We start from the raw sequence: 19,211 nt of genomic DNA, 5'->3' as shown, positions 1-19,211 counted from the left end.
TTCTTTATTGCCCTGGAATTACCGGTCAGGGCAGCAGCACGCCCGGGTTGAGCACTCCGGCGGGGTCCAAAGCGGTCTTCGTGGCGCGCAGCGCCAGCGCGAACGGCTCCGGCCGCTGATTCGTGTACCAGGGCAGGTGATCGCGGCCCACGGCGTGGTGATGGGTGATGGTGCCGCCGTGCGCGGCGATCGCGTCGCCCGCCGCCCGCTTGAGCGCGTCCCAGATCGCGACCTCGGCGCCGCGCCGCCCGGCGGCGTACACGGTGAAGTACGGCGCCGGGCCGTCCGGGTACACGTGCGTGAACCGGCAGGTGACCAGCGCCGGGTGCCCGGTCTCGGTGACGCCCGCGGTGGCGACGGCGGCCACCACCGCCGCGTGCAGCGCCTCGAACGCGGCCCAGGTGCAGGCGGTCTCGAACGTCTCCACCACGACGCCGAGCCGGGCCAGCCCGTCGCGCAGGTACGGCGCGCCCACGAACGTCTCGCGCCACTGCCCGGCCGTGCCCGCCGCCGCCTCCTCGGGCACCCCGCGGTGCGCGCGGCACAGCTCCACGGCTCGCGCGAGCAGCGCGTCCACCGGATGGTCGGCCGACTCGAAGGCCAGCAGCAGGCGGCTCGCGCCGTCGCCGGCGGCCGCGCCGAGCATCGCCTCCAGCGGGTCGAGCAGCCGGCAGTTGGCCGGGCGCAGGCCGGACTGGGCCACCGCGCGCACGGCCTGGACCGCGTCGGCGTACGCGTCGAAGCGCAGCGCCGCCCCGGCGCGGAACTCCGGCCGCCGCTGCACGCGCGCCCAGCCCTCGGTGATCACGCCCAGCGTGCCCTCCGACCCGAGCCACAGCCGGTCCGGCGAGGGCCCCGCACCAGACGCGGGCACCCGCAGCGACTGCGCGATCCCGGCCGGGGTGACCACCCGCAGCGCCTCGACCAGGTCGTCGATGTGGGTGTACCCGGTGGCGTAGTGCCCGCCCGCGCGGGTCGCCAGCCAGCCGCCGAACGTGGAGAACTCGAAGCTCTGCGGGAAGTGCCGCAGGGTCAGGCCGTACGGGCGCAGCGCGTCCTCCAGGTCCGGGCCGAACGTGCCGCCCCGGATCAGCGCGGCGCGGCTGACCTCGTCCACTTCGACGACGCCGGACAGGCCGGTCAGGTCCAGGGACAGCCACGGGCCGCCGCCGCGATACTCGACGCCGCCGACGACGCTGGTGCCGCCGCCGAACGGCACCACGGGCACGCCCGCGTCGGCGGCCCAGTCCAGCACGGCGATCACGTCCTGCTCGGTGCGGGGGTACGCGACCAGGTCCGGCGGGTTGTCCAGCTCCCCGCGCAGCAGCCGGACGACGTCGCGGTAGGCGCGGCCGTACGCGTGCGCGGCCCGGGTGCGCGCGCCGGCCCGGCACAGCGCGGCCACGGCCGTGGGCGGTGCGAGCCGGGGCGCGGGCAGTTCGGGCACCTCGGGCACGGGTGCCAGGTCGCCGTCGAGCGGCAGGACCGGGCTCACCCGCCGGGCCAGCTTCGCGCACGCCTGCTCATCCAGGGCCTGGTCCGCCCACCCCCAGCCCCACCAGGACCGCTCTCGTTCCGCTGCGGCGCGGGTGCCGTCGCCGTTCATCGCGTCTCCTTTGCGGACGTCGTCGCGGGTCGTCGCGACAGGGGTTAAGAAGGGCACCTTCTACTACGCATAGCGTTAAGAAGGTGCCCTTCCTTGCAGGATTTGTTCGGCGGTGGGGCGGGCGGCGGCGCGGAGGGCGGGGACGAGGCCGAGGCGGGTGCGGCGGTCGAGGAGGTCGTCGACGGTGAGGGCGCCCTCGTGGTGGACGGCCCAGTGCAGCTCGGCGCCGGTGACGGGGGAGCCGGGGACGACGGGGCCGTGCAGTTCGGGCGGGGCCTCGGCGAGGACGGCGGGAGCCTCGGTGCCGTAGCGGGCGATCAGGCGGGCTGGGGCGGGGACCAGGGCCAGGCGGTCGCGGGGGGCCGCGCCGGGCAGGGGGAGGGCGCGGGTGCGGCACGGGCCCGCGTGCAGGCCGGGGCGCTGGGCGAGCAGGTCGACGGTGTCCTGGGCCATCCGGCGGTACGTGGTCAGCTTGCCGCCGACCACGGTGATCACGCCGTCGCGGCCCTGCACCACGGCGTGCCGCCGGGAGATGTCGGCGGTGCGGCCGCCCGCGGCCATCAGCGGGCGCAGCCCGGCGAACGTGCCCAGCACGTCGGCCCGGCGCACCGGCGTCTCCAGCGCCGAGTTGAGCACGTCCAGCAGGAAGTCCACGTCGGACTCGGGGGCGGCGGGCACGTCCGGGATCGGCCCGTCCACCGGCTCGTCGGTGAGGCCGACGTACACCAGGCCGTCGGCCTGCGGCAGCACGATGACGAAGCGGGAGAACTCGCCGGGGACCGGGATGGTCAGCCCGGCGGACAGCCCGCCCAGCAGCGCCGCGGGCAGCACCAGGTGCGAGCCGCGGGACGGCCGCAGCGCGATCTCGGGGGCGAGCTGCCCGGCCCACACCCCGGTCGCGTTGACCACAGCCCGCGCTTTCAGCACGTGCCGCGCGCCGGTCAGCGTGTCCACCACGGCGGCGGCGTCGCCGATCAGCTCGGTGGCGCGGCAGCGGGTCAGCACCCGCGCCCCGGCCCCGGCGGCGGCTCGCGCCAGGCCGGTGACCAGGCGGGCGTCGTCGCACAGCTGCCCGTCCCAGGACAGCCGCGCGCCGCGCAGGCCGCCGCCGCGCAGCGCGGGCACCATGCCGCGCGCCTCGGCCGCCGACAGCCGCCGGGTGCCGGGCAGCACCGCCCGCCGGGTACCCGCCGCCGCGCGCAGCAGGTCGCCCGCGTGCAGCCCCAGCCCGGCGACGCGTACGTGCGCGGGCGCGGTGTACGCCGTCGCGGGCAGCACCATCGGCAGCGCGCGGGTCAGGTGCGGGGCGGTGCGGGTCATCAGCACGCCGCGCTCGACGGCGCTCTCGTACGCCACCCCCAGCTCACCCTTGGCCAGGTAGCGCAGGCCGCCGTGGACCAGTTTGGAACTCCACCGGGAGGTGCCGAAGGCGAGGTCGTGCGCGTCGATCGCGGCGACGGACAGGCCGCGGGCCGCCGCGTCCAGGGCCACCCCGGCGCCGGTCACGCCGAGGCCGACCACCAGCACGTCCACCACCTCACCGGCGGCCAGCGCGGCCAGCTCCCGCTCGCGCCGGGCCCCGGTCAGCGACGTGTCCCGCACGGTACGCCTCCTTGCGCCGAAGTGACACTGGATGTAACTCTGTCACACATGGATGAGAAGCGGGAAGAGGCGGGCTCGGGCTGGGGCCGCTGGGGCACGCCGCAGCACGCCAGGCCGCTGCCGGACGCGGTGGCCAAGCTGCTCAAGCAGGTCTTCGAGGTGACGCCGCCCCCGGCGCCGGTCCCGCTCGACGCGGTGACCGCCCCCGCGCCGCCGCTGCCGGAGGCGGCGCTGGCCGCGCTCACCGCGGTCGTCGGCGCCGAGCACGTGCACACCGGCGCCGCCGCGCGGGCCGCGGCCGCCTCCGGCAAGTCCACGCCCGACCTGGTCCACCAGCGCGGCGGCGAGCTGCCCGCGCTGCCCGGCGCGGTGCTCACCCCGGCGGACCACGACCAGGTGCTCGCGGTGCTGGCCGCCTGCGCCGAGCACCGGCTGGCCGTGGTGCCGCTCGGCGGCGGCACCTCCGTGGTCGGCGGGCTCACCCCGCAGGCGGACGGCTACGTCACGCTGGACCTGCGGCGGCTCGACCGGCTGGTCTCCGTCGACCCGGTGTCGCGCACGGCCGTGCTGCAGGCCGGGCTGCCCGCCCCGCGCGCCGAGGAACTGCTGGCCGCGCACGGGTTCACCCTCGGCCACGTGCCGCAGTCCTACGAGTACGCCACCATCGGCGGCTTCGCCGCCACCCGCTCCTCGGGCCAGGCCTCGGCCGGCTACGGCCGCTTCGACGACATGGTGGTGGGGCTGACCGTGGCCACCCCGCGCGGCACCCTGGCCACCGGCCGCGCGCCCGCCTCGGCGGCCGGGCCGGACCTGCGGCGGCTGTTCCTCGGCTCGGAGGGTGCGTTCGGCGTGATCACCGACGTCACCGTGCGGGTGCGCCCGGTGCCCGCGCAGCGGCGCTACGAGGGCTGGCGCTTCGAGTCGTTCGCCGACGGCACGGCGGCGGCCCGGCGGCTGGCCCAGGACGGGCCCCGGCCGACCGTGCTGCGGCTGTCCGACGAGGTGGAGACGATGCTCGGCGCGGCCGGGCGGGGCCGGGGCGACGGCGGCTGCCTGATGGTCGTCGGCCACGAGGGCGCGGACGTGGCGCGCGCCGCCGCCGACACCGCCGCCGTGCTCCGCGAGTGCGGCGGGCAGGAGCTGGGGCCGGAGCCGGGGGAGCAGTGGGCCGCGCACCGCTTCGACGCGCCGTACCTGCGCGACGCCCTGCTGGACGCGGGCGCGTTCGCCGAGACGCTGGAGACGGCCGCGTTCTGGTCGGCGCTGCCCGGCCTCTACGACGCCGTGCGCGAGGCGCTGTTCGGGGCGCTGCCGGTGCCGTCGATGGTGTTGTGCCACGTGTCCCACGTGTACGAGACCGGCGCGTCGCTGTACTTCACCGTGGTCACCGCGTACCCGGACGAGCCGGTGGCGCGCTGGCGGGCGGCCAAGGAGGCGGCCAACGACGCGATCATCGCGGCGGGCGGCACCATCAGCCACCACCACGGCGTCGGCACCGACCACCGCGACTGGTACGCCCGCGAGGCCGGCCCGCTCGGCATCGACGCCCTGCGGGGCGTGAAGCACGCGCTCGACCCGGCGGGCGTGCTCAACCCCGGCATCCTGCTGCCCCTCGACCCGTCCTGATGAGCCGGTCGTTCACCGCGATCGTCGGGCCCGCCGCGCGGCACGGGCTGGCCCGGCTGATGCCGGTCGCGCAACTGCTGCGCGCGGGCGGGGCGCGGGTGCGCGTCGAGTACACCACCGGCGTGGCGCAGGCGCGGCTGCTCGCCCGGCGCTGCGCCGCGGAGGGCGACGTGGTCCTCGCGGCGGGCGGTGACGGCACGCTGCGCTGCCTGGGCGCGGCCCTGGCCGGCACGGACGGCGTGCTCGGCGTGGTGCCCGCCGGGCGGGGCAACGACCTGGCCCGCCAGCTCGGCCTGCCGCACCGGCCCGCGGACGTCGCCGAGCTGCTGCTGCACGGCCGGCCGCGCTGGATCGACACCGTGGACGCGGCCGGGGAGACCGTGCTGGGCAGCGTGTACGCCGGGGTCGACGCGGCCGCCAACGAGCGCGCCAATCGCGCCCGCTGGACGCCGTCCGGGCTGGTCTACCCGCTGGCCGGGGCGCGGGCGCTGGCCGGGTGGCGGCCCACCCGCTACGAGATCGCGGTGGACGGGGGTCCGCCCATGGCGCTGACCGCGTACACGGTGGTGGTGGCCAACTCCGGCTTCTACGGTGGCGGGCTGCACGTCGCGCCGGACGCGCGGGTCGACGACGGCCTGCTCGACGTGATCGTGCTCGGCTGCGCCTCGAAGCTGCTGTTCCCGCTGGTCCTGCGCGAGATGCGGAGCGGGTCCCACCTGCGCCGCGCGGAGGTCACGGTGCTGCGTGGCGCGTCGGTGGCCCTGTCGACCGACCGCCCGGTCCCCGCCTACGCCGACGGCGACCCGCTGTCCGAACTCGGCTCGCTGGTGCTGCGCGCCCGCCCCCGCACGCTGGCCGTCCTCGCCCCCGCGCAGTGATCAAGGCTGCCGACACACCGGGCCGGCCGCGTGGCGCGAGCTTCGATCACGCGGCGGGCTGTGCCGGGGCGAGGTAGCGGTCCAGCAGGACGGTCAGTTCCCCGTCGAGGTCGGCGAGCGGGTGGCCGTCGGTGACGGTCGGCGCGGACAGCACGAACGACTGCGCGGTGAGCAGCACCGCGCGGGCCAGCAGGGCCGGGTCGCCCGCTCGCACCGAGCCCTCGGCCTGCCCGGCGGCGATGGTCTGCTGCAGGAAGCCGAGCATCTCCTCCTGGCCGCCGCCGCGCCGGTCCAGCATGTACGGCAGCAGGATCTCTGGATCGACCTCCAGGATCTTGCGCAGCAGCGGGTGCGCCCGCAGCCGCGCGGCGGCCGCCGTGGACTGCGCCACCAGCCGGGCGCGCAGCGGGCCCGCGGCCCTCGCGGCGGCGGCGGCCGCGTCCACGATGACCTGGTGCCACTCCCGGCTCATCAGGTCGGCGACCAGGCTTTGCACGTCCGGCCAGCGCCGGTACACCGTCATCCGGGACACCCCGGCCCGGCGCGCCACGTCGGTCACCGTCGTGCGGCGCACGCCGTACGCCAGCACGCAGTCCCGGGCCGCGTCCAGCACCAGGTCGTCCACGCGCCGCCCGCCCGGCTCCTCCTCAGCGTCCACCGGCCCATGTGTACCACGCGCCGCTTCCGCCGGACGCCGGGCGGTGGCACAGTGGTAGCCCGGCCCGCCGTACCCCCACAGCCTGGGAGCCCCCATGACCACCGAGCCGCTGCCGCCCGCCGCCGACGCCCCCGAGGAGCCGGTCACCACGCCGGCGCGGGCGCGCGCCTTCTCCCGTCCGAGCCGTGGCGTCGTGTTCGCCCTGCTCGGCGCCTTCCTGCTGGGCGGCCTGGTGTGCGGCGGCCTGGGCGTCGCCGCCGGGGTGCTGATCGGCCACCACGGCGGGCACCACGACGTCGGCTTCGACCGGGAGGACCGGCGCGACCGGGGCGAGCGCCTGCGCCAGGACCCGTGGCAGCGCGACCAGCGGCTGCGCGACGGGGAGCTGCGTGACGGGGAGCTGCGTGACCAGGAGTTGCGGCGGCAGCTGCTGGAGCGGCTGCGGCAGCGCTGCCGGGACGCCGCGCAGCTGCGGTGCCGGCCGGTGGTGCCGATGCCGGTGCCGAGCCCGACCGCCGTACCGGTGCCGAGCCCGACCGCCTGACCCGCGCCGGGTGTCCCTTTTGCCGCCTGGCGTCACCGAGGCGGCGAAAGGGACACCGGCGGCGATACCCTGTGCCTCGAAGTGATCAAGGCACGAGGGACTGGGGAGTCGTATGGTCAGCACCGCGCAGGAGACGGCCACACCGGAGTCCGCACCGGACGTCCCGGTCCGGCCGGTCACCTCGTACCGCACCGACCTGGTGACGGTGCTGCTCGGCACCTGGTTCACGGTCGGGCTGATGGTCGACGCCTGGGCCCACAACAACGTGCCCCAGCTGGAGACCTTCTTCACGCCGTGGCACGCGGTGTTCTACTGGGGCTTCCTCGTCACCGCGGCGTGCGTCCTGTGGACCTGCCGGGCGGCGTTCCGGGGCGGGCGGCTGCCCGACTTCCGGGCCATGCCGGCCGGTTACCCGGCCGCGGTGGTCGCGCTCGGCACGTTCGCGGTGTCGGGCTTCCTCGACTTCGTGTGGCACACCCTGTTCGGCATCGAGCAGAACACCGACATCCTGTTCAGCCCCAGCCACCTGGGCCTGGTCACCTCGATGATCGTCATCGTCACCACGCCGCTGCGCACCGCGTGGGCGCGCCGCGACGCCGCGCCGGTGACCGGGCTGCGCGCGCTGCTGCCCGCGGTGCTGTCCATGGCGCTGGCCGCGACGCTGGTGCTGCTGTTCCTGCAGTACGCGAACGCGCTGGTGTTCCGCCCCGGCTCGATCGTGGCGGCGCTGACCGACGCGGACGAGTACCACACCTCCAACGTGGTCACCTCGATCCTGGTCACCAACCTGGTCCTGATCGTCCCGCTGCTCACCCTGGCCAAGCGCTGGGTGCTGCCGGTCGGCAGCGCCACCGTGCTCTACGCGATCATCGGGGGGCTCTGCGCGGCCATCGCCGACTTCCGGAACCTGGAGATCGTGTGGGGGCTGCTGGTCGCGGGCGTGTTGCTGGACCTGGTGGCGCTGTGGCTGCAGCCGTCGGCGGCCCGGCCCGGCCGGCTGCGGGCGTACGCGGTGCTGGCGGGGTTGCTGACCTGGTCGGTCTACCTGGCGACGGCGGTGCTGGCCGGTCCGTCCGTGGAGTCGGTGGGCACCGCGGCGCCGCAGTTCGTGCCCGAGGTCTACACCGGGGTCCCGGTGGTGCAGGCGCTGCTCGGGCTGGTGCTGGCCGCGGTGATGGTGCCGGGGGCGGCGCCGCTGCGCGGCCCGGATCCGGCCGCCTGAGGCGCGCGACACGGCGGAGGGGCACCCGATCCCGGGTGCCCCTCCGCCGTGTCTGTCCGCCTACCAGTAATGCCTTCGGCCGCCGACCGGGCGTCCGACGGCGCCCAGGATCCACAGGATCGCGCCGACGATCAGCAGGATCAGGCCGATCGTGGTCAGGATGCCGATGTTGAGGAAGTACCCCAGCAGCAACAGGATCAGGCCTAACAGCAACACTTCCGTACTCCCCACTCTCGAGGCATGCTCCCCATCGTCGATGAGGTACCCGAGGGGTACGGGGCCTAAACCGGACGGTCAGGCCGCGCTGCCGACGGCCACGGGCTCGCCCGGGGCGTCCGCGGGAGCCGGCCGGCCGTGCCGGGCGACGGCGCGCAGGCGCAGCAGCGCCACCTGGTTCACGACCTCGGCCATCGGTCCGGGCCGGTGCGCCCAGAACGTGCTCAGCAGCGGCTGGGTCAGGTCGGCCAGGTCGCTCGGGTCGTGGTCGGGCGGCAGCGCGTCCACCGACCGCCGGGTGGCGGCGATGGCCTGGTCCAGCCCGGTCTGCCAGGCCGGGCCGATCCGGCCGGTGCCGGGGTACGCGGGGTCGTTGCGCCAGTACTGCCAGCGGTCGAGCAGCATGATCAGCTCGGCACGGAGATCCTCGGCGCCCGGCCTTTCATTGCTCGACGTGATGATCTGCTCACCGACTGTCATGTCAACAGATCATAGGGCCGCGACCTGTCGCCGGCGGGGACAACACGGCATGTCGCCGAGATGATCAGGATACACCCGTGGCCGTCGCCGGATGCGTTTGTGCAGGCCGTGGCGCGGGTAAGCAGCCGGACATGAACGATCACAGCCCGGGGGAGTACGAACCCGCCACCGCGCCCGAGTCCGACCTGGAGCACACGCGCGACGAGGCGCACCGCGACGACGAGCGCCGGCGTGACGACACCGAGCGCCTGACCGAGGAGCGCCGCGACCCGCGCAACCCGCCCGAGCCCTTCTCCGGCTCGGAGCACTGAGCCGCCGCCGTTCGCACACCGAGGCGCCCGCCCCGCCGTCAGACGGTGGGGCGGGCGCCTTCGTGCGCGGCATCAAGGACTAGCGCCGGATCGCGTCCTTCGCGGCGTCCCGGGCGTCGCTCATCGTGTCCTTGGCCTTCTCGCCGGCCTTCTTGGCCTTGGCCGAAGCCTGGTCCATCTTGCCCTCGGCCTCGAGCCGCTCGTTGTCGGTCATCTTGCCGGTGGCTTCCTCGGCCTTGCCCTTGAGGTTCTCGGTCTCGTTGCTGATCTTGTCCTTGATACCCATGGTCACTCCTTCGAGATGCGGATATCTCCGCCCCTGAGGTACCCGGAACGGATCACTTGAAACCTCCCGAGATCCGCCAACCGGTCATAACACGTGAATAGGCATCAACCGGCTGGTATGGTCCATCGCCAGAAGAACTCCCCGGCACGGAGAGGCCCATGACCCCGCTCGACAACCCCCGCGGCCTGCCCGGCGTCCCCGCCCCGCGCCGCCGCCGTCGCCTGCCGGTGTGGGCGGTGCTCACCCTCGGCGTGGTGGTGCTGGTGCTCGGCCTGGGCTTCGGCGGCGCCATGGTCACCCAGTCGTACCTGCACAGCCTGGCCGGGTCGGTGGAGACGGGCGCGGTGCTGACGGGCCCGGCGAAGAAGGAGCCGACCGTCGAGGGCAAGACCCTGCGCGGCCCGATCGACATCCTGCTGCTGGGCCTGGACACCCGCGAGGGCTGGGCCGAGGGCAGCGGCCGGGCGGACTCGATCATCGTGCTGCACGTGCCGTCCGGCCACGACCGCGCGTACCTCATGTCGATCCCGCGCGACGCGCTGGTGTACATCCCGCCGTACGCGCCGGCCGCCTTCGGCGGGGCCCGGAACCGGGCCAACGCGGCGTACGCGTACGGCTCCCGCAACGGCCAGGGCTGGCAGGGCGGGGCCGCGCTGACCGCGAACATGGTGCACGAGCTGACCGGCCTGAAGTTCGACGGCGTCGCCGTGATCGACTTCGACGCGTTCCGCAACGTGATCGAGGAGCTGGGCGGCGTGCACCTGTGCGTCGACCACGAGACCCGCTCCGACCACTACATCGTGGTGGACGGCAAGCCGCAGTACGCGTACGGCAAGCGCACCGGGGTGTTCCTGCCCAACAGCTTCGTGCACCACGTCGGCTGCCGGGACATGGCCGGCTGGGAGGCGCTGGACTACGCCCGCCAGCGCAAGTCCGGCCCGTACGGCGACTACGACCGGCAGCGCCACCAGCAGCAGCTGCTCAAGGCGATCGCGGACAAGGCCACCTCGGCCGGCGTCATCACCAACCCGGTCAAGGTGAACGACCTGATCAAGGCGGCGGGCGGCACCCTGAAGCTGGACACCGGGCACGCGAAGCTCTTCGACTACCTGTGGACGCTGCGCGACCTGGCCACCGCCGACCTGGTCATGCTCAAGACCAACAACGGCATGTACAACCGGGCGAAGGTGAAGGGCACCCAGGCGCTCAGCCCGCAGACGCTGCTGATGTTCCAGGCCGCCGGGGCGGGGACGCTGGACGAGTACGTGGCGGCCCACCCCGAGGCCGTCATCGGCGACGCGGCCGACACGGTGGCGGCCCTCGGCGCGAGCCCGGCCCCGAGCGGCGCACCGGCTCCGGACGAGACGGCGCTGGACGAGACGGCGCTGGACGAGACCGAGACCAGCGGGATCGAGCCGGACCGGGCGGGCCCGGCCGCGGATCCCGGCCAGGCCGACCGCGGCGCGGTGACCCGGCGCCGCTGAGCCGGCTCGGTCAGGGCTGGGCGGCGCTGCGCTCGGCCGCCCGCACCGCCAGCTCCACCCGCGAGGTGACCTGGAGCTTGCCGAGGATGCTCGACACGTGCGACTGCACGGTACGCCGGGAGAGGAACAGCTGCGCGGCGATGTCGGGGTTGGACAGGCCCTCGGCGACCAGCGCGGCGACCCGCTGCTCGGTCTCGGTCAGCGCCTCCCAGCCGTGTTTGGGCCGCTTGCGCGGGCCGCGTACGCCCCGGCGCACCCCGGCCTGGCGCAGCCGTGCCTCGGCGCGCGCGATGTCGGCGGCGGCCTCCAGCCGGCCGTAGATCTCCAGCGCCCGGTCCAGCGCCTGGCGGGCCTGCGCCGGGCGCTCCCGCCGGGCGAGCACCTCGGCCGCGTTCTCATAGGCGCCCGCCTCGTACAGCGGCCAGCCTGCCCGCTGGAAGTCGGCGGCGGCGGCCAGCAGCAGGTCCGCGTCGCCGTCGGCCAGGCCGCGGCACAGCCGCGCGGTGGCCGCCATGCTGGGCCGCAGGTGCGCCGCCGGGAGCGCGTCGATGTCGTCGGCCAGGGCCCGCGCCCGCTCCGGCCGGCCCGCGGCCACCGCCAGCCGGGCCAGATCCGTGCAGACCCGGTAGACCAGCGCTCGCGGCTCCAGCCCGTGCGCCCGTTCCCAAGCCGGGGCGAGCAGCTCGAACGCCGCCGCCGGGCCCTGCTGGCTCTCCAGGGTCAGCGCGCGGGCCCAGCGGCTGGAGTGGTGCGCGTATCCGGCGTCGCCCACCGCGGCCGGCGCCGCGCCGCCCCGGTGCACCGCGATCAGGTCGGCGATGCCGCGCAGGCGCACCGCGCTGCCGAGCAGGTCCGGGCTGTCCAGGCCGATCTCGCACTCGATCAGCGCGTCGTCCCAGCGCCCGGACAGGTACAGCAGCCGGGCCCGCAGCGTGTGCGCGATCGGCAGGTACGCCCCGCCGGTGTCGCGGTTGGCGGCGATCGCCGTGGCCAGCGCGCGATCGGCGTCGGGCAGCCGGTCCAGCTCCATCAGGCACAGCCCGCGCAGCGTGTACGGATCCACCTGCAGGTCCGGCTGCACGCCCTCGGCCAGCGCGGCGATCGCCCGGTCGTCGGCGGCCATCGCCCGCTCCAGATCCCCGTCGACCACGTACGTGAGGGCCAGGGCGAAGTCGCCGATGCCGGCGGTGCGCGCGTCGCCCGTCGCCTCGCCCAGCTCGACGGCGCGCAGCGCGGCCGTGCGCGCCTCGTCGAAGCGGACCAGGAAGCACAGGCACACCGCGGCGAAGCCGTGGAACCGGCCGCGCTCGACCTCGGTGAGCGGTGCCCGCTCCAGCGCGTCGTCGATGGCGGCCAGCGACTCGCGCAGCCGCCCGCGCCGGTAGCAGGCCTGCACCAGCAGCCAGTAGAGCGCGCCCTCCTGGGCCGGGTCGCCGCCCTCGGCCAGCGCGACCCGGGCCAGCCGCTCGGCGTCGGCGTGCAGGCCCTGCCACAGCAGGGCCCGGATCAGCTGCAGCCGCAGCCGGGGCCGCGCGGCGTCCGGCGCGGTGTCCAGCGCGCGCCGCAGCAGCGTCACCGCCTGGGCGGGGGCGCGTACGGTCAGCGTGTCGGCCGTCTCGGTGAGCCAGTCCGTCATCCGGGCGTCGAGGGCGTCCCCGGCCAGCAGATGCTCGGCGACCCGCTCGACGCCGACCCGCTCTCCGCCGGTGGCCACCCGGCGCAGCGCCCGCTGGTGCAGGGCGGCCCGCACCGTCGGCGGGACCCGCGCGATGAGCGCCTCCCGGATCAGCGGCTGCCGGAACTCCAGGCGGGTGCCGGTGTCGGTGAGCACGCCCGCCTCGACCGCGGCGACGGCCACCTCGGACAGCTCCGACACCGGCCGGTCCAGCACCTCCGCCAGCTCCATCAGGTCGACGGTGCGGCCGAAGACGGCGGCGGTCTGCAGCGTGTCGCGTACGGGCGGGGCGAGGAAGCCCAGGCGCTGCACGATCAGCTCGGCCAGGGGCGGCGGCACCCAGCCCTCGGCCAGCTCGTCGGTGTCCCAGACCAGCTCCACCCGGCCGTCCTCGCGGGCGAGCGCGCCCTTCTCGGCCAGCTCGGCCAGCAGCTCGGTGACGTACATCGGGTTGCCGCCGGCGGTGGCGACGAGCTGCGCCAGGCGCGGCCCCGGGTCGGCGGTGAGCAGGTCGCGGGTCAGCGCGAGCACGTCGTCCGGCGCCAGCGGGGCCAGCTCCAGCAGGCGGCCGCCCCGGGACACCAGGCTGCGCTCGAGCGCGTCCACCACGTCGGCCCGCGGCGCGGACCGGGTCGCCACGACCAGCAGCAGCGGCTGCTGCTCGATGCCGCGGCCCAGCCGGTGCAGCACCACCACGCTCTGCCGGTCGGCCCACTGCGCGTCGTCGAGCAGCACCGCCACCGGTCCCCGGGCGAACCACTCGTCGAACAGGTCGAGGATCGCCTCGGTGAGCACGAACTCGTGGTTGGCGGCGGCCAGGCGCTGCGCGAACGCCTCCTCACCGCGCAGCAGACCCGAGACGCGGACCAGGTCGGGGTCGGTGGTGGCCGCGCCGATGCCCAGGCAGGCGGCGATCGCCGCGAACGGCAGCCGCTGCTCCAGGTCCTCGGCGGTGCCGCGCAGCACGCGCATGCCCAGCGCGGCGCAGTCCGCGGCCAGGTGGTCGAGCAGGGTGGTCTTGCCGATGCCCGGCTCGCCCTCGACCAGCACGGCGGTGCCGTGCCCGGCGGCGGCCCGGTGCGCGAGCATGCGCAGCCGGTCCGTCTCGCTCTGGCGTCCCACGTAAACCGGCGCGACCGGCCCCATGTGCTGAGCGTAATGACCCGGACGTCCCGGGAAGTCCTGATGGTCGGCGTCGGAAACTTTCATAGGCGATGCACATCTTGTATACAACCTTCGCCGCTGATAACTTGTCCGGATCAAGACCAGTGAAGAAAGTGGATATGCGAATCCCCGCACGGATCGCGGCGCCGCTCGCCGTGCTGGGCGTGCTCGCCACCGCGAGTCCCGCCCAGGCGGTCGTCGTGCCGCGGCACGCCGTCAACATCTGCCAGTCCGCGAGCTTCTACGACAACTACGACTCCGCCTCCGGCCCGCACGGGCTCAAACGCGTGCTGGAGTACGGCAACAAGATCGGGCACACCCCCGGCGCGCACCCCGTCTACAACGGCTGGGCGGCGACGTTCGACTTCGGCCCCAACGACTGGGGATACATGCGCATCGAGTGCATCGGAGGCTACGACTCATGGTGAGACCGCTGGTGCGCACCGCCGTCGCGGCGCTGACCGGGCTCGCGCTGCTGGCCACGGCCGCCCCCGCGCAGGCCGCGAACGGCACGATCGGGGTGCGGGAGACCGTCTGCGCGGAGTCGCTGTTCGTGCGGACCGAGCCGCTCGGCGCCTGGATGGGCACCCTCTACGCGGGACAGACGTTCCTGGTCAAGGGGCCGCGCAGCGGCGGCTACGTCTACGGCTTCGCCTACGGCCACGTCAACCGCAACGGCTGGGTGCAGGACGGCTGGTTCTGCTGAGCGGCACCGCTACTTGGCCGCCTCCCGGCGCGGCGTGGCCCGCAACTCGGCCGCGCCGCGAAGGAAGTCGTCGTACGCCGGCAGCGGCCGGATCAGCGGCGCGAGCGCGGCGGCGGACCGGTCCAGCGTGATCACCTCGCCCGGCTCGCAGCGGGTGACCACGGCCCGGGCCGGGTCCACCTCCCAGACGTCCTGCCCGGCCAGCCGGCAGCGCGTGTCGTAGAGCCAGGAGCTCTCCTCGGGCGCGGTGTAGCGGTACATCGCGGCCGGGTCGTCCACGGCGACGCCGTGCCGGGCGAGCACCGCGCCGGGGGCGAAGCGGTGCACGTACGCCGTGGACGCGACGAAGTTGTCGGCCACCGCGATCTGCTCGCCCTCGCGCCAGGTCACGCAGCAGCCGGTGGCCGCCCAGTCCTGGTAGAGCCGGGCCACCGGCCCGCGCCCCGTGCCGCTGCTCGCGCCGCCGAGGATGCGCAGGTGGTAGCTCGGCTCCTCGATCATCTCGGTGGGGGCGAACAGCTCCTCGTGCCGGCCCGCGGCCTCCAGCAGGCGCTGCCGGGCGTACGTCATCAGCAGGAACCGGTGCCGTGGCTGCACCGTCGTCGCGAGCAGCCGCTCCACCGCCTCGTTCATGCGCGTCACGTCGATCTGCGGGACCGCCATGTGCTCGAGGGTAGATGCACCGTGCGCACGATATGCGCAGATCTCTCTTTCCGCACCGGCGCCCCCGGCGGTGGCTAGGCTACTGCTTGTCGGGCGCGGGGGCGCCGCCCGCGTGCCTGCCCGTGAGTGACGGAAGCGGCCTGAAGGCCGGAGTATCCACGGAGGCATCCGATGACAGTCCTCGGCGACACGGCGCTGGCCGGTCTGCGGACCGGCTTCGCCGGCACGGTGCTCACGCCGGAGGACCCGGCGTACGCCGACGCGCGCACCCTGTTCAACTCGATGATCACCAAGCGGCCGAGCGTGATCGCGCAGTGCGCGGGCGCCGCCGACGTGTCGCGTGCCGTGGCCTTCGGCCGCGAGCAGGGGCTGGAGATCGCCGTCCGCGGCGGCGGCCACGGCGTGGCGGGCAGCGCGCTCACCGACGGCGGCCTCGTCATCGACCTGCGCCGGATGAACGGGGTCACCGTCGACCCGACCCGGCGGATCGCCCGCGTGGGCGGGGGCGCCGTCATGCGCGACCTCGACCGGGCCACCCAGCCGTTCGACCTCGCCACCACCGGCGGGCGGGTGTCCACCACCGGCGTCGGCGGGTTCACCCTCGGCGGCGGCTCCGGCTGGCTGGAGCGCAAGTTCGGCCTGGCCTGCGACAACCTGCTGGCCGCCGAGGTGGTCACGGCCGACGGCAACACCGTGGTGTGCAGCGAGGAGAGCCACCCGGACCTGTTCTGGGCGCTGCACGGCGGCGGCGGCAACTTCGGCGTGGTCACCTCGCTGACGCTGCGCCTGCATCCGCTGCCCACGGCGAGCGTGGCCCTGCTGCTGTGGCGGCCCGAGGCCGGGCCCGACGTGGTCCGGGCGTACCGCGACTTCATGGAGAACGCGCCCGAGGAGGTCGGCGGCGGCGTCATCTACCTCACCGGCCCGGCCGAGCCGTTCACCCCGCCGCACCTGGTCGACCGGCTGGCCTGCGCGATGCTCGTGACCTACGCCGGGGAGCTGTCGGCCGCGCGCAAGGTCATCGCGCCGCTGCTGTCGCTGGGGCACGAGGGCGAGCTGATCGCCGAGGTGCCCTACGCCGAGCTGCAGAGCATGTTCGACGACCCGCCCGGCTACCGCAACTACTGGTCCGCCGAGCACCTCGACGAGCTGCCGGACAAGGCGGTCGACCTGTTCTGCGCGCGGGCGGACGACATGGTGTGCCCGTCGCCGTCGCAGCACGTGCTGTTCCCGTACGGCGGCGCGGTCGCGTCCGGCCCGGCCGGCTATCCCGTGCCCTGGCGCCGGGCCCCCTGGGTGGTGCACCCGCTGGGCCTGTGGACCGACGCGGACGACGACGCCCGCGCGATCCGCTGGGCCCGCGACACCCGCGCCGACATGAAACCGTGGTCCACCGGCGCGGTGTACAGCAACTTCATCGGCCAGGAGGGCCAGGAGCGCGTCGTCGCAGGCTACGGCCTGGAGAACTACCGCCGCCTGGCCCGCATCAAGGCCGCCTACGACCCCGACAACACCTTCCACCTCAACGCCAACATCCGTCCGGAGCGCTGACCCGCTCGGGCCCGCGGGGTTGCAGTTTCGGGGAAACTGCACGCGTGGGCGGTGCGTCGCGTGCAGTTTCCCCGCAACTGCACGGGTGCGGCGCGGTGAGGCGCCTTGACGGACCCGTACGGCACCATGTCGGAGTGACCGCGTTGACCTCACCCCCGGCGGCGCCCGGCCCCCGCCCGCCCGCCGACGGCGCCCGCCCGCCCGGCGTCGTGCTGGACGCCGTGCTGGAGCGCATCACGTACGCCAACGAGGAGACCGGCTACACCATCGCCCGCGTCGCCACCGAGAAGTCGGGAAACGACCTGCTCACCGTGGTCGGCTCGCTGCTCGGCGCGCAGCCGGGGGAGAGCCTGCGGATGACCGGCCGCTGGACCTCGCACCCGCGCTACGGCCGCCAGTTCGAGGTGTGGAACTACACGACCGTGCTGCCCGCGACGATCGTCGGCATCGAGCGCTACCTCGGCTCGGGCCTGGTCAAGGGCATCGGCCCGAAGCTGGCCGAGCGCATCGTGGCCCACTTCGGCACCGACACCCTGCGCGTCATCGAGGACGAGCCGCAGCGCCTGATCGAGGTGCCGAAGCTGGGCCCGAAGCGCACCAAGCTGATCGCCGCCGCCTGGCTGGAGCAGCAGGCGATCAAGGAAGTCATGATCTTCCTGCAGGGCGTCGGCGTGTCCACGTCCCTTGCCGTGCGCATCTACAAGCAGTACGCCGACACCTCCATCCAGGTGGTCAAGGAGGAGCCTTACCGGCTGGCCGCCGACGTGTGGGGCATCGGCTTCCGCACCGCCGACACCATCGCCCGCGCGGTCGGCATCGCGTACGACTCCCCGCAGCGCGTCAAGGCCGGCCTGCAGTACACCCTCAGCGAGGCGGCCGACGGCGGCCACTGCTACCTGCCCGCGCCCAACCTGGTCACCGACGCCGCGAAGATCCTCGCGGTGACCGACAAGGAAGGGCACGACCTGGCCGTGCCCGCGGCGCTGGTCGAGCAGTGCCTGCGCGAGCTGGCCGACGACGAGGGCGTGGTGCGCGAGGAGGTGCCCGGCGCGGACGGCCCGGTGCCCGCCGTCTACCTGGTGCCGTTCCACCGCGCCGAGCGCGGCCTCGCGGGCAGCCTGCTGTCGCTGCTCAACACGGGCCGCGACCGGATGCCCGCGTTCGGCTCGGTCGACTGGGACCGGGCGCAGGCGTGGCTGAAGACCCGCACCGGCCACGAGCTGGCCCCGGAGCAGGAGCAGGCGGTGCGGCTCGCGCTGACCGAGAAGGTCGCGGTGCTCACCGGCGGCCCCGGCTGCGGCAAGAGCTTCACCGTGCGGTCCATCGTCGAGCTGGCCCGCGCCAAGCGCGCGAAGATCGTGCTCGCCGCGCCGACGGGCCGGGCCGCGAAGCGGCTCGCCGAGCTGACCGGCCACGAGGCCACCACCGTGCACCGGCTGCTGAAACTCCAGCCGGGCGGCGATCCCTCGTACGACCGGGACAACCCGCTCGACGCGGACCTGGTGGTCGTCGACGAGGCGTCCATGCTCGACCTGATCCTGGCCAACAAGCTGGTCAAGGCGGTCGCGCCCGGCGCGCACCTGCTGCTGGTCGGCGACGTGGACCAGCTGCCCTCGGTCGGCGCGGGCGAGGTGCTCCGCGACCTGCTCAACGCCGACGTCATCCCGCGCGTCCGGCTCACCCGCATCTTCCGCCAGGCGCAGGAGTCCGGCGTGGTGGTCAACGCGCACCGCATCAACGCGGGCCAGTTCCCGCAGCTCAAGGGCTTCCCCGACTTCTTCTTCTTCGAGTGCGAGGACAGCGAGGCGACCGCGCCGCTCGTCGTCGACCTGGTCAGCAAGCGCATCCCGAAGAAGTTCGGCTTCGACGCCCGCCGCGACATCCAGGTGCTCACCCCGATGCACCGCGGCCCGGCCGGTGCGGGCAACCTCAACCAGCTGCTCCAGGAGGCGCTGACCCCGGCGGTCGAGGGCCGCCCCGAGCGCCGCTACGGCGGCCGGGTCTACCGGGTCGGCGACAAGGTCACCCAGATCCGCAACAACTACGACAAGGGCACGGCCGGGGTGTTCAACGGCACCGTCGGCGTGGTGACCGGCATGCAGCCCGACGACCACAAGCTGATCGTGCGCACCGACGAGGACGAGGACGTCGAGTACGCCTTCGACGAGCTGGACGAGCTGGTGCACGCGTACGCCATCAGCATCCACCGCTCGCAGGGCTCGGAGTATCCGGCCGTGGTCGTGCCGCTGACCACCAGCGCCTGGATGATGCTCCAGCGCAACCTGCTCTACACCGCGGTCACCCGCGCCAAGAAGCTCGTCGTCCTGGCCGGCTCCACCCGCGCCCTCGCCGTCGCCGTCCGCACCCTCGGCGCCGGCCGCCGCCACACCGCCCTCGACCACCGCCTCCTCCCGCCCGACCCCGCTTGATCATCCGACTTGCCAGGCAGACGGGCGTATCTTGAGCCCGCATTCGCCCGTCTGCCTGGCAAGTCGAGCGATCTTGACGTGGGGCGGCGCGGCCTCGCGGCGGCCGGGCC

At 74.7% G+C, this 19,211-nt stretch carries 18 protein-coding genes; 10 read left to right on the top strand and 8 right to left on the bottom strand.

What is annotated here, in order from left to right:
* Positions 1–25: 25 nt before the first annotated feature.
* Positions 26–1,606 carry an FAD-binding oxidoreductase gene (locus CS0771_RS01600; RefSeq protein WP_212839466.1) on the bottom strand — a complete coding sequence of 527 codons (1,581 nt, stop codon included), beginning with the start codon at positions 1,604–1,606 and terminating at the stop codon, positions 26–28.
* A gap of 75 nt (positions 1,607–1,681) precedes the next feature.
* Positions 1,682–3,208, bottom strand: a complete 1,527-nt coding sequence (locus CS0771_RS01595; protein WP_212839465.1) for a glycerol-3-phosphate dehydrogenase/oxidase — start codon at positions 3,206–3,208, stop codon at positions 1,682–1,684.
* Positions 3,209–3,256: 48 nt separating this feature from the next.
* On the opposite strand from CS0771_RS01595, the gene CS0771_RS01590 reads away from it, so the two are divergent.
* Entirely contained in the window at positions 3,257–4,834 is a 1,578-nt protein-coding gene (locus CS0771_RS01590) for an FAD-binding oxidoreductase (RefSeq protein ID WP_212839464.1), read from the top strand.
* Positions 4,834–5,712, top strand: coding sequence for a diacylglycerol kinase family protein (locus tag CS0771_RS01585; RefSeq protein ID WP_212839463.1), 879 nt, complete (start codon positions 4,834–4,836; stop codon positions 5,710–5,712). Before CS0771_RS01590 ends, CS0771_RS01585 begins: the two co-directional genes overlap by 1 nt.
* A gap of 46 nt (positions 5,713–5,758) precedes the next feature.
* Here the strand turns inward: CS0771_RS01585 and CS0771_RS01580 are convergent, their stop codons facing one another.
* Positions 5,759–6,370: a TetR/AcrR family transcriptional regulator gene (locus tag CS0771_RS01580; RefSeq protein ID WP_244870539.1), complete on the bottom strand. Its 612-nt coding sequence runs from the start codon at positions 6,368–6,370 to the stop codon at positions 5,759–5,761.
* Positions 6,371–6,464: 94 nt separating this feature from the next.
* Here CS0771_RS01580 and CS0771_RS01575 point away from each other — a divergent pair, with 94 nt between their 5' ends.
* Together CS0771_RS01575 and CS0771_RS01570 are read left to right on the top strand one after the other, a co-directional pair.
* Positions 6,465–6,914, top strand: a complete 450-nt coding sequence (locus tag CS0771_RS01575) for a hypothetical protein (RefSeq protein ID WP_212839461.1) — start codon at positions 6,465–6,467, stop codon at positions 6,912–6,914.
* A gap of 112 nt (positions 6,915–7,026) precedes the next feature.
* Positions 7,027–8,136, top strand: coding sequence for a hypothetical protein (locus CS0771_RS01570; protein WP_212839460.1), 1,110 nt, complete (start codon positions 7,027–7,029; stop codon positions 8,134–8,136).
* A gap of 60 nt (positions 8,137–8,196) precedes the next feature.
* On the opposite strand, the gene CS0771_RS01565 is transcribed toward CS0771_RS01570, so the two are convergent.
* Positions 8,197–8,352, bottom strand: a complete 156-nt coding sequence (locus CS0771_RS01565; protein WP_212839459.1) for a DUF6131 family protein — start codon at positions 8,350–8,352, stop codon at positions 8,197–8,199.
* Between the two features lie 78 nt (positions 8,353–8,430).
* Positions 8,431–8,832, bottom strand: a complete 402-nt coding sequence (locus CS0771_RS01560) for a hypothetical protein (protein ID WP_212839458.1) — start codon at positions 8,830–8,832, stop codon at positions 8,431–8,433.
* A 131-nt stretch (positions 8,833–8,963) separates the two neighbouring features.
* On the opposite strand from CS0771_RS01560, the gene CS0771_RS01555 reads away from it, so the two are divergent.
* A complete protein-coding gene (locus CS0771_RS01555) occupies positions 8,964–9,143 on the top strand; it encodes a hypothetical protein (protein ID WP_212839457.1) in 180 nt (59 codons plus the stop codon).
* A 79-nt stretch (positions 9,144–9,222) separates the two neighbouring features.
* Here the strand turns inward: CS0771_RS01555 and CS0771_RS01550 are convergent, their stop codons facing one another.
* On the bottom strand, positions 9,223–9,429 hold the full coding sequence (locus tag CS0771_RS01550; RefSeq protein WP_212839456.1) for a CsbD family protein: 207 nt from the start codon (positions 9,427–9,429) through the stop codon (positions 9,223–9,225).
* Between the two features lie 158 nt (positions 9,430–9,587).
* On the opposite strand from CS0771_RS01550, the gene CS0771_RS01545 reads away from it, so the two are divergent.
* On the top strand, positions 9,588–10,913 hold the full coding sequence (locus CS0771_RS01545) for an LCP family protein (RefSeq protein WP_212839455.1): 1,326 nt from the start codon (positions 9,588–9,590) through the stop codon (positions 10,911–10,913).
* Positions 10,914–10,923: 10 nt separating this feature from the next.
* Here the strand turns inward: CS0771_RS01545 and CS0771_RS01540 are convergent, their stop codons facing one another.
* Positions 10,924–13,734: an AAA family ATPase gene (locus CS0771_RS01540; RefSeq protein ID WP_212839454.1), complete on the bottom strand. Its 2,811-nt coding sequence runs from the start codon at positions 13,732–13,734 to the stop codon at positions 10,924–10,926.
* A gap of 137 nt (positions 13,735–13,871) precedes the next feature.
* Here CS0771_RS01540 and CS0771_RS01535 point away from each other — a divergent pair, with 137 nt between their 5' ends.
* Both CS0771_RS01535 and CS0771_RS01530 read left to right on the top strand, forming a co-directional pair.
* Complete coding sequence (locus CS0771_RS01535) at positions 13,872–14,180, top strand: hypothetical protein (protein WP_244870538.1); 309 nt, start codon at positions 13,872–13,874, stop codon at positions 14,178–14,180.
* Positions 14,174–14,458 carry a hypothetical protein gene (locus CS0771_RS01530; RefSeq protein ID WP_212839453.1) on the top strand — a complete coding sequence of 95 codons (285 nt, stop codon included), beginning with the start codon at positions 14,174–14,176 and terminating at the stop codon, positions 14,456–14,458. Before CS0771_RS01535 ends, CS0771_RS01530 begins: the two co-directional genes overlap by 7 nt.
* Before the next feature lie 9 nt (positions 14,459–14,467).
* On the opposite strand, the gene CS0771_RS01525 is transcribed toward CS0771_RS01530, so the two are convergent.
* Positions 14,468–15,121, bottom strand: a complete 654-nt coding sequence (locus tag CS0771_RS01525; protein ID WP_212839452.1) for a hypothetical protein — start codon at positions 15,119–15,121, stop codon at positions 14,468–14,470.
* Between the two features lie 171 nt (positions 15,122–15,292).
* Between CS0771_RS01525 and CS0771_RS01520 the strand changes: the two genes are divergently transcribed.
* Together CS0771_RS01520 and CS0771_RS01515 are read left to right on the top strand one after the other, a co-directional pair.
* Positions 15,293–16,672, top strand: coding sequence for an FAD-binding oxidoreductase (locus CS0771_RS01520; protein ID WP_212839451.1), 1,380 nt, complete (start codon positions 15,293–15,295; stop codon positions 16,670–16,672).
* 209 nt (positions 16,673–16,881) lie between these two features.
* On the top strand, positions 16,882–19,101 hold the full coding sequence (locus CS0771_RS01515; protein WP_244871290.1) for an ATP-dependent RecD-like DNA helicase: 2,220 nt from the start codon (positions 16,882–16,884) through the stop codon (positions 19,099–19,101).
* The last annotated feature ends 110 nt before the right edge of the window (positions 19,102–19,211 follow it).

It is taken from the genome of Catellatospora sp. IY07-71, assembly GCF_018326265.1.
Classification (GTDB): domain Bacteria; phylum Actinomycetota; class Actinomycetes; order Mycobacteriales; family Micromonosporaceae; genus Catellatospora.
The sequence above is the reverse complement of the archived record's forward strand: the minus strand, read 5'-3'. Positions and strand labels throughout refer to the sequence as shown.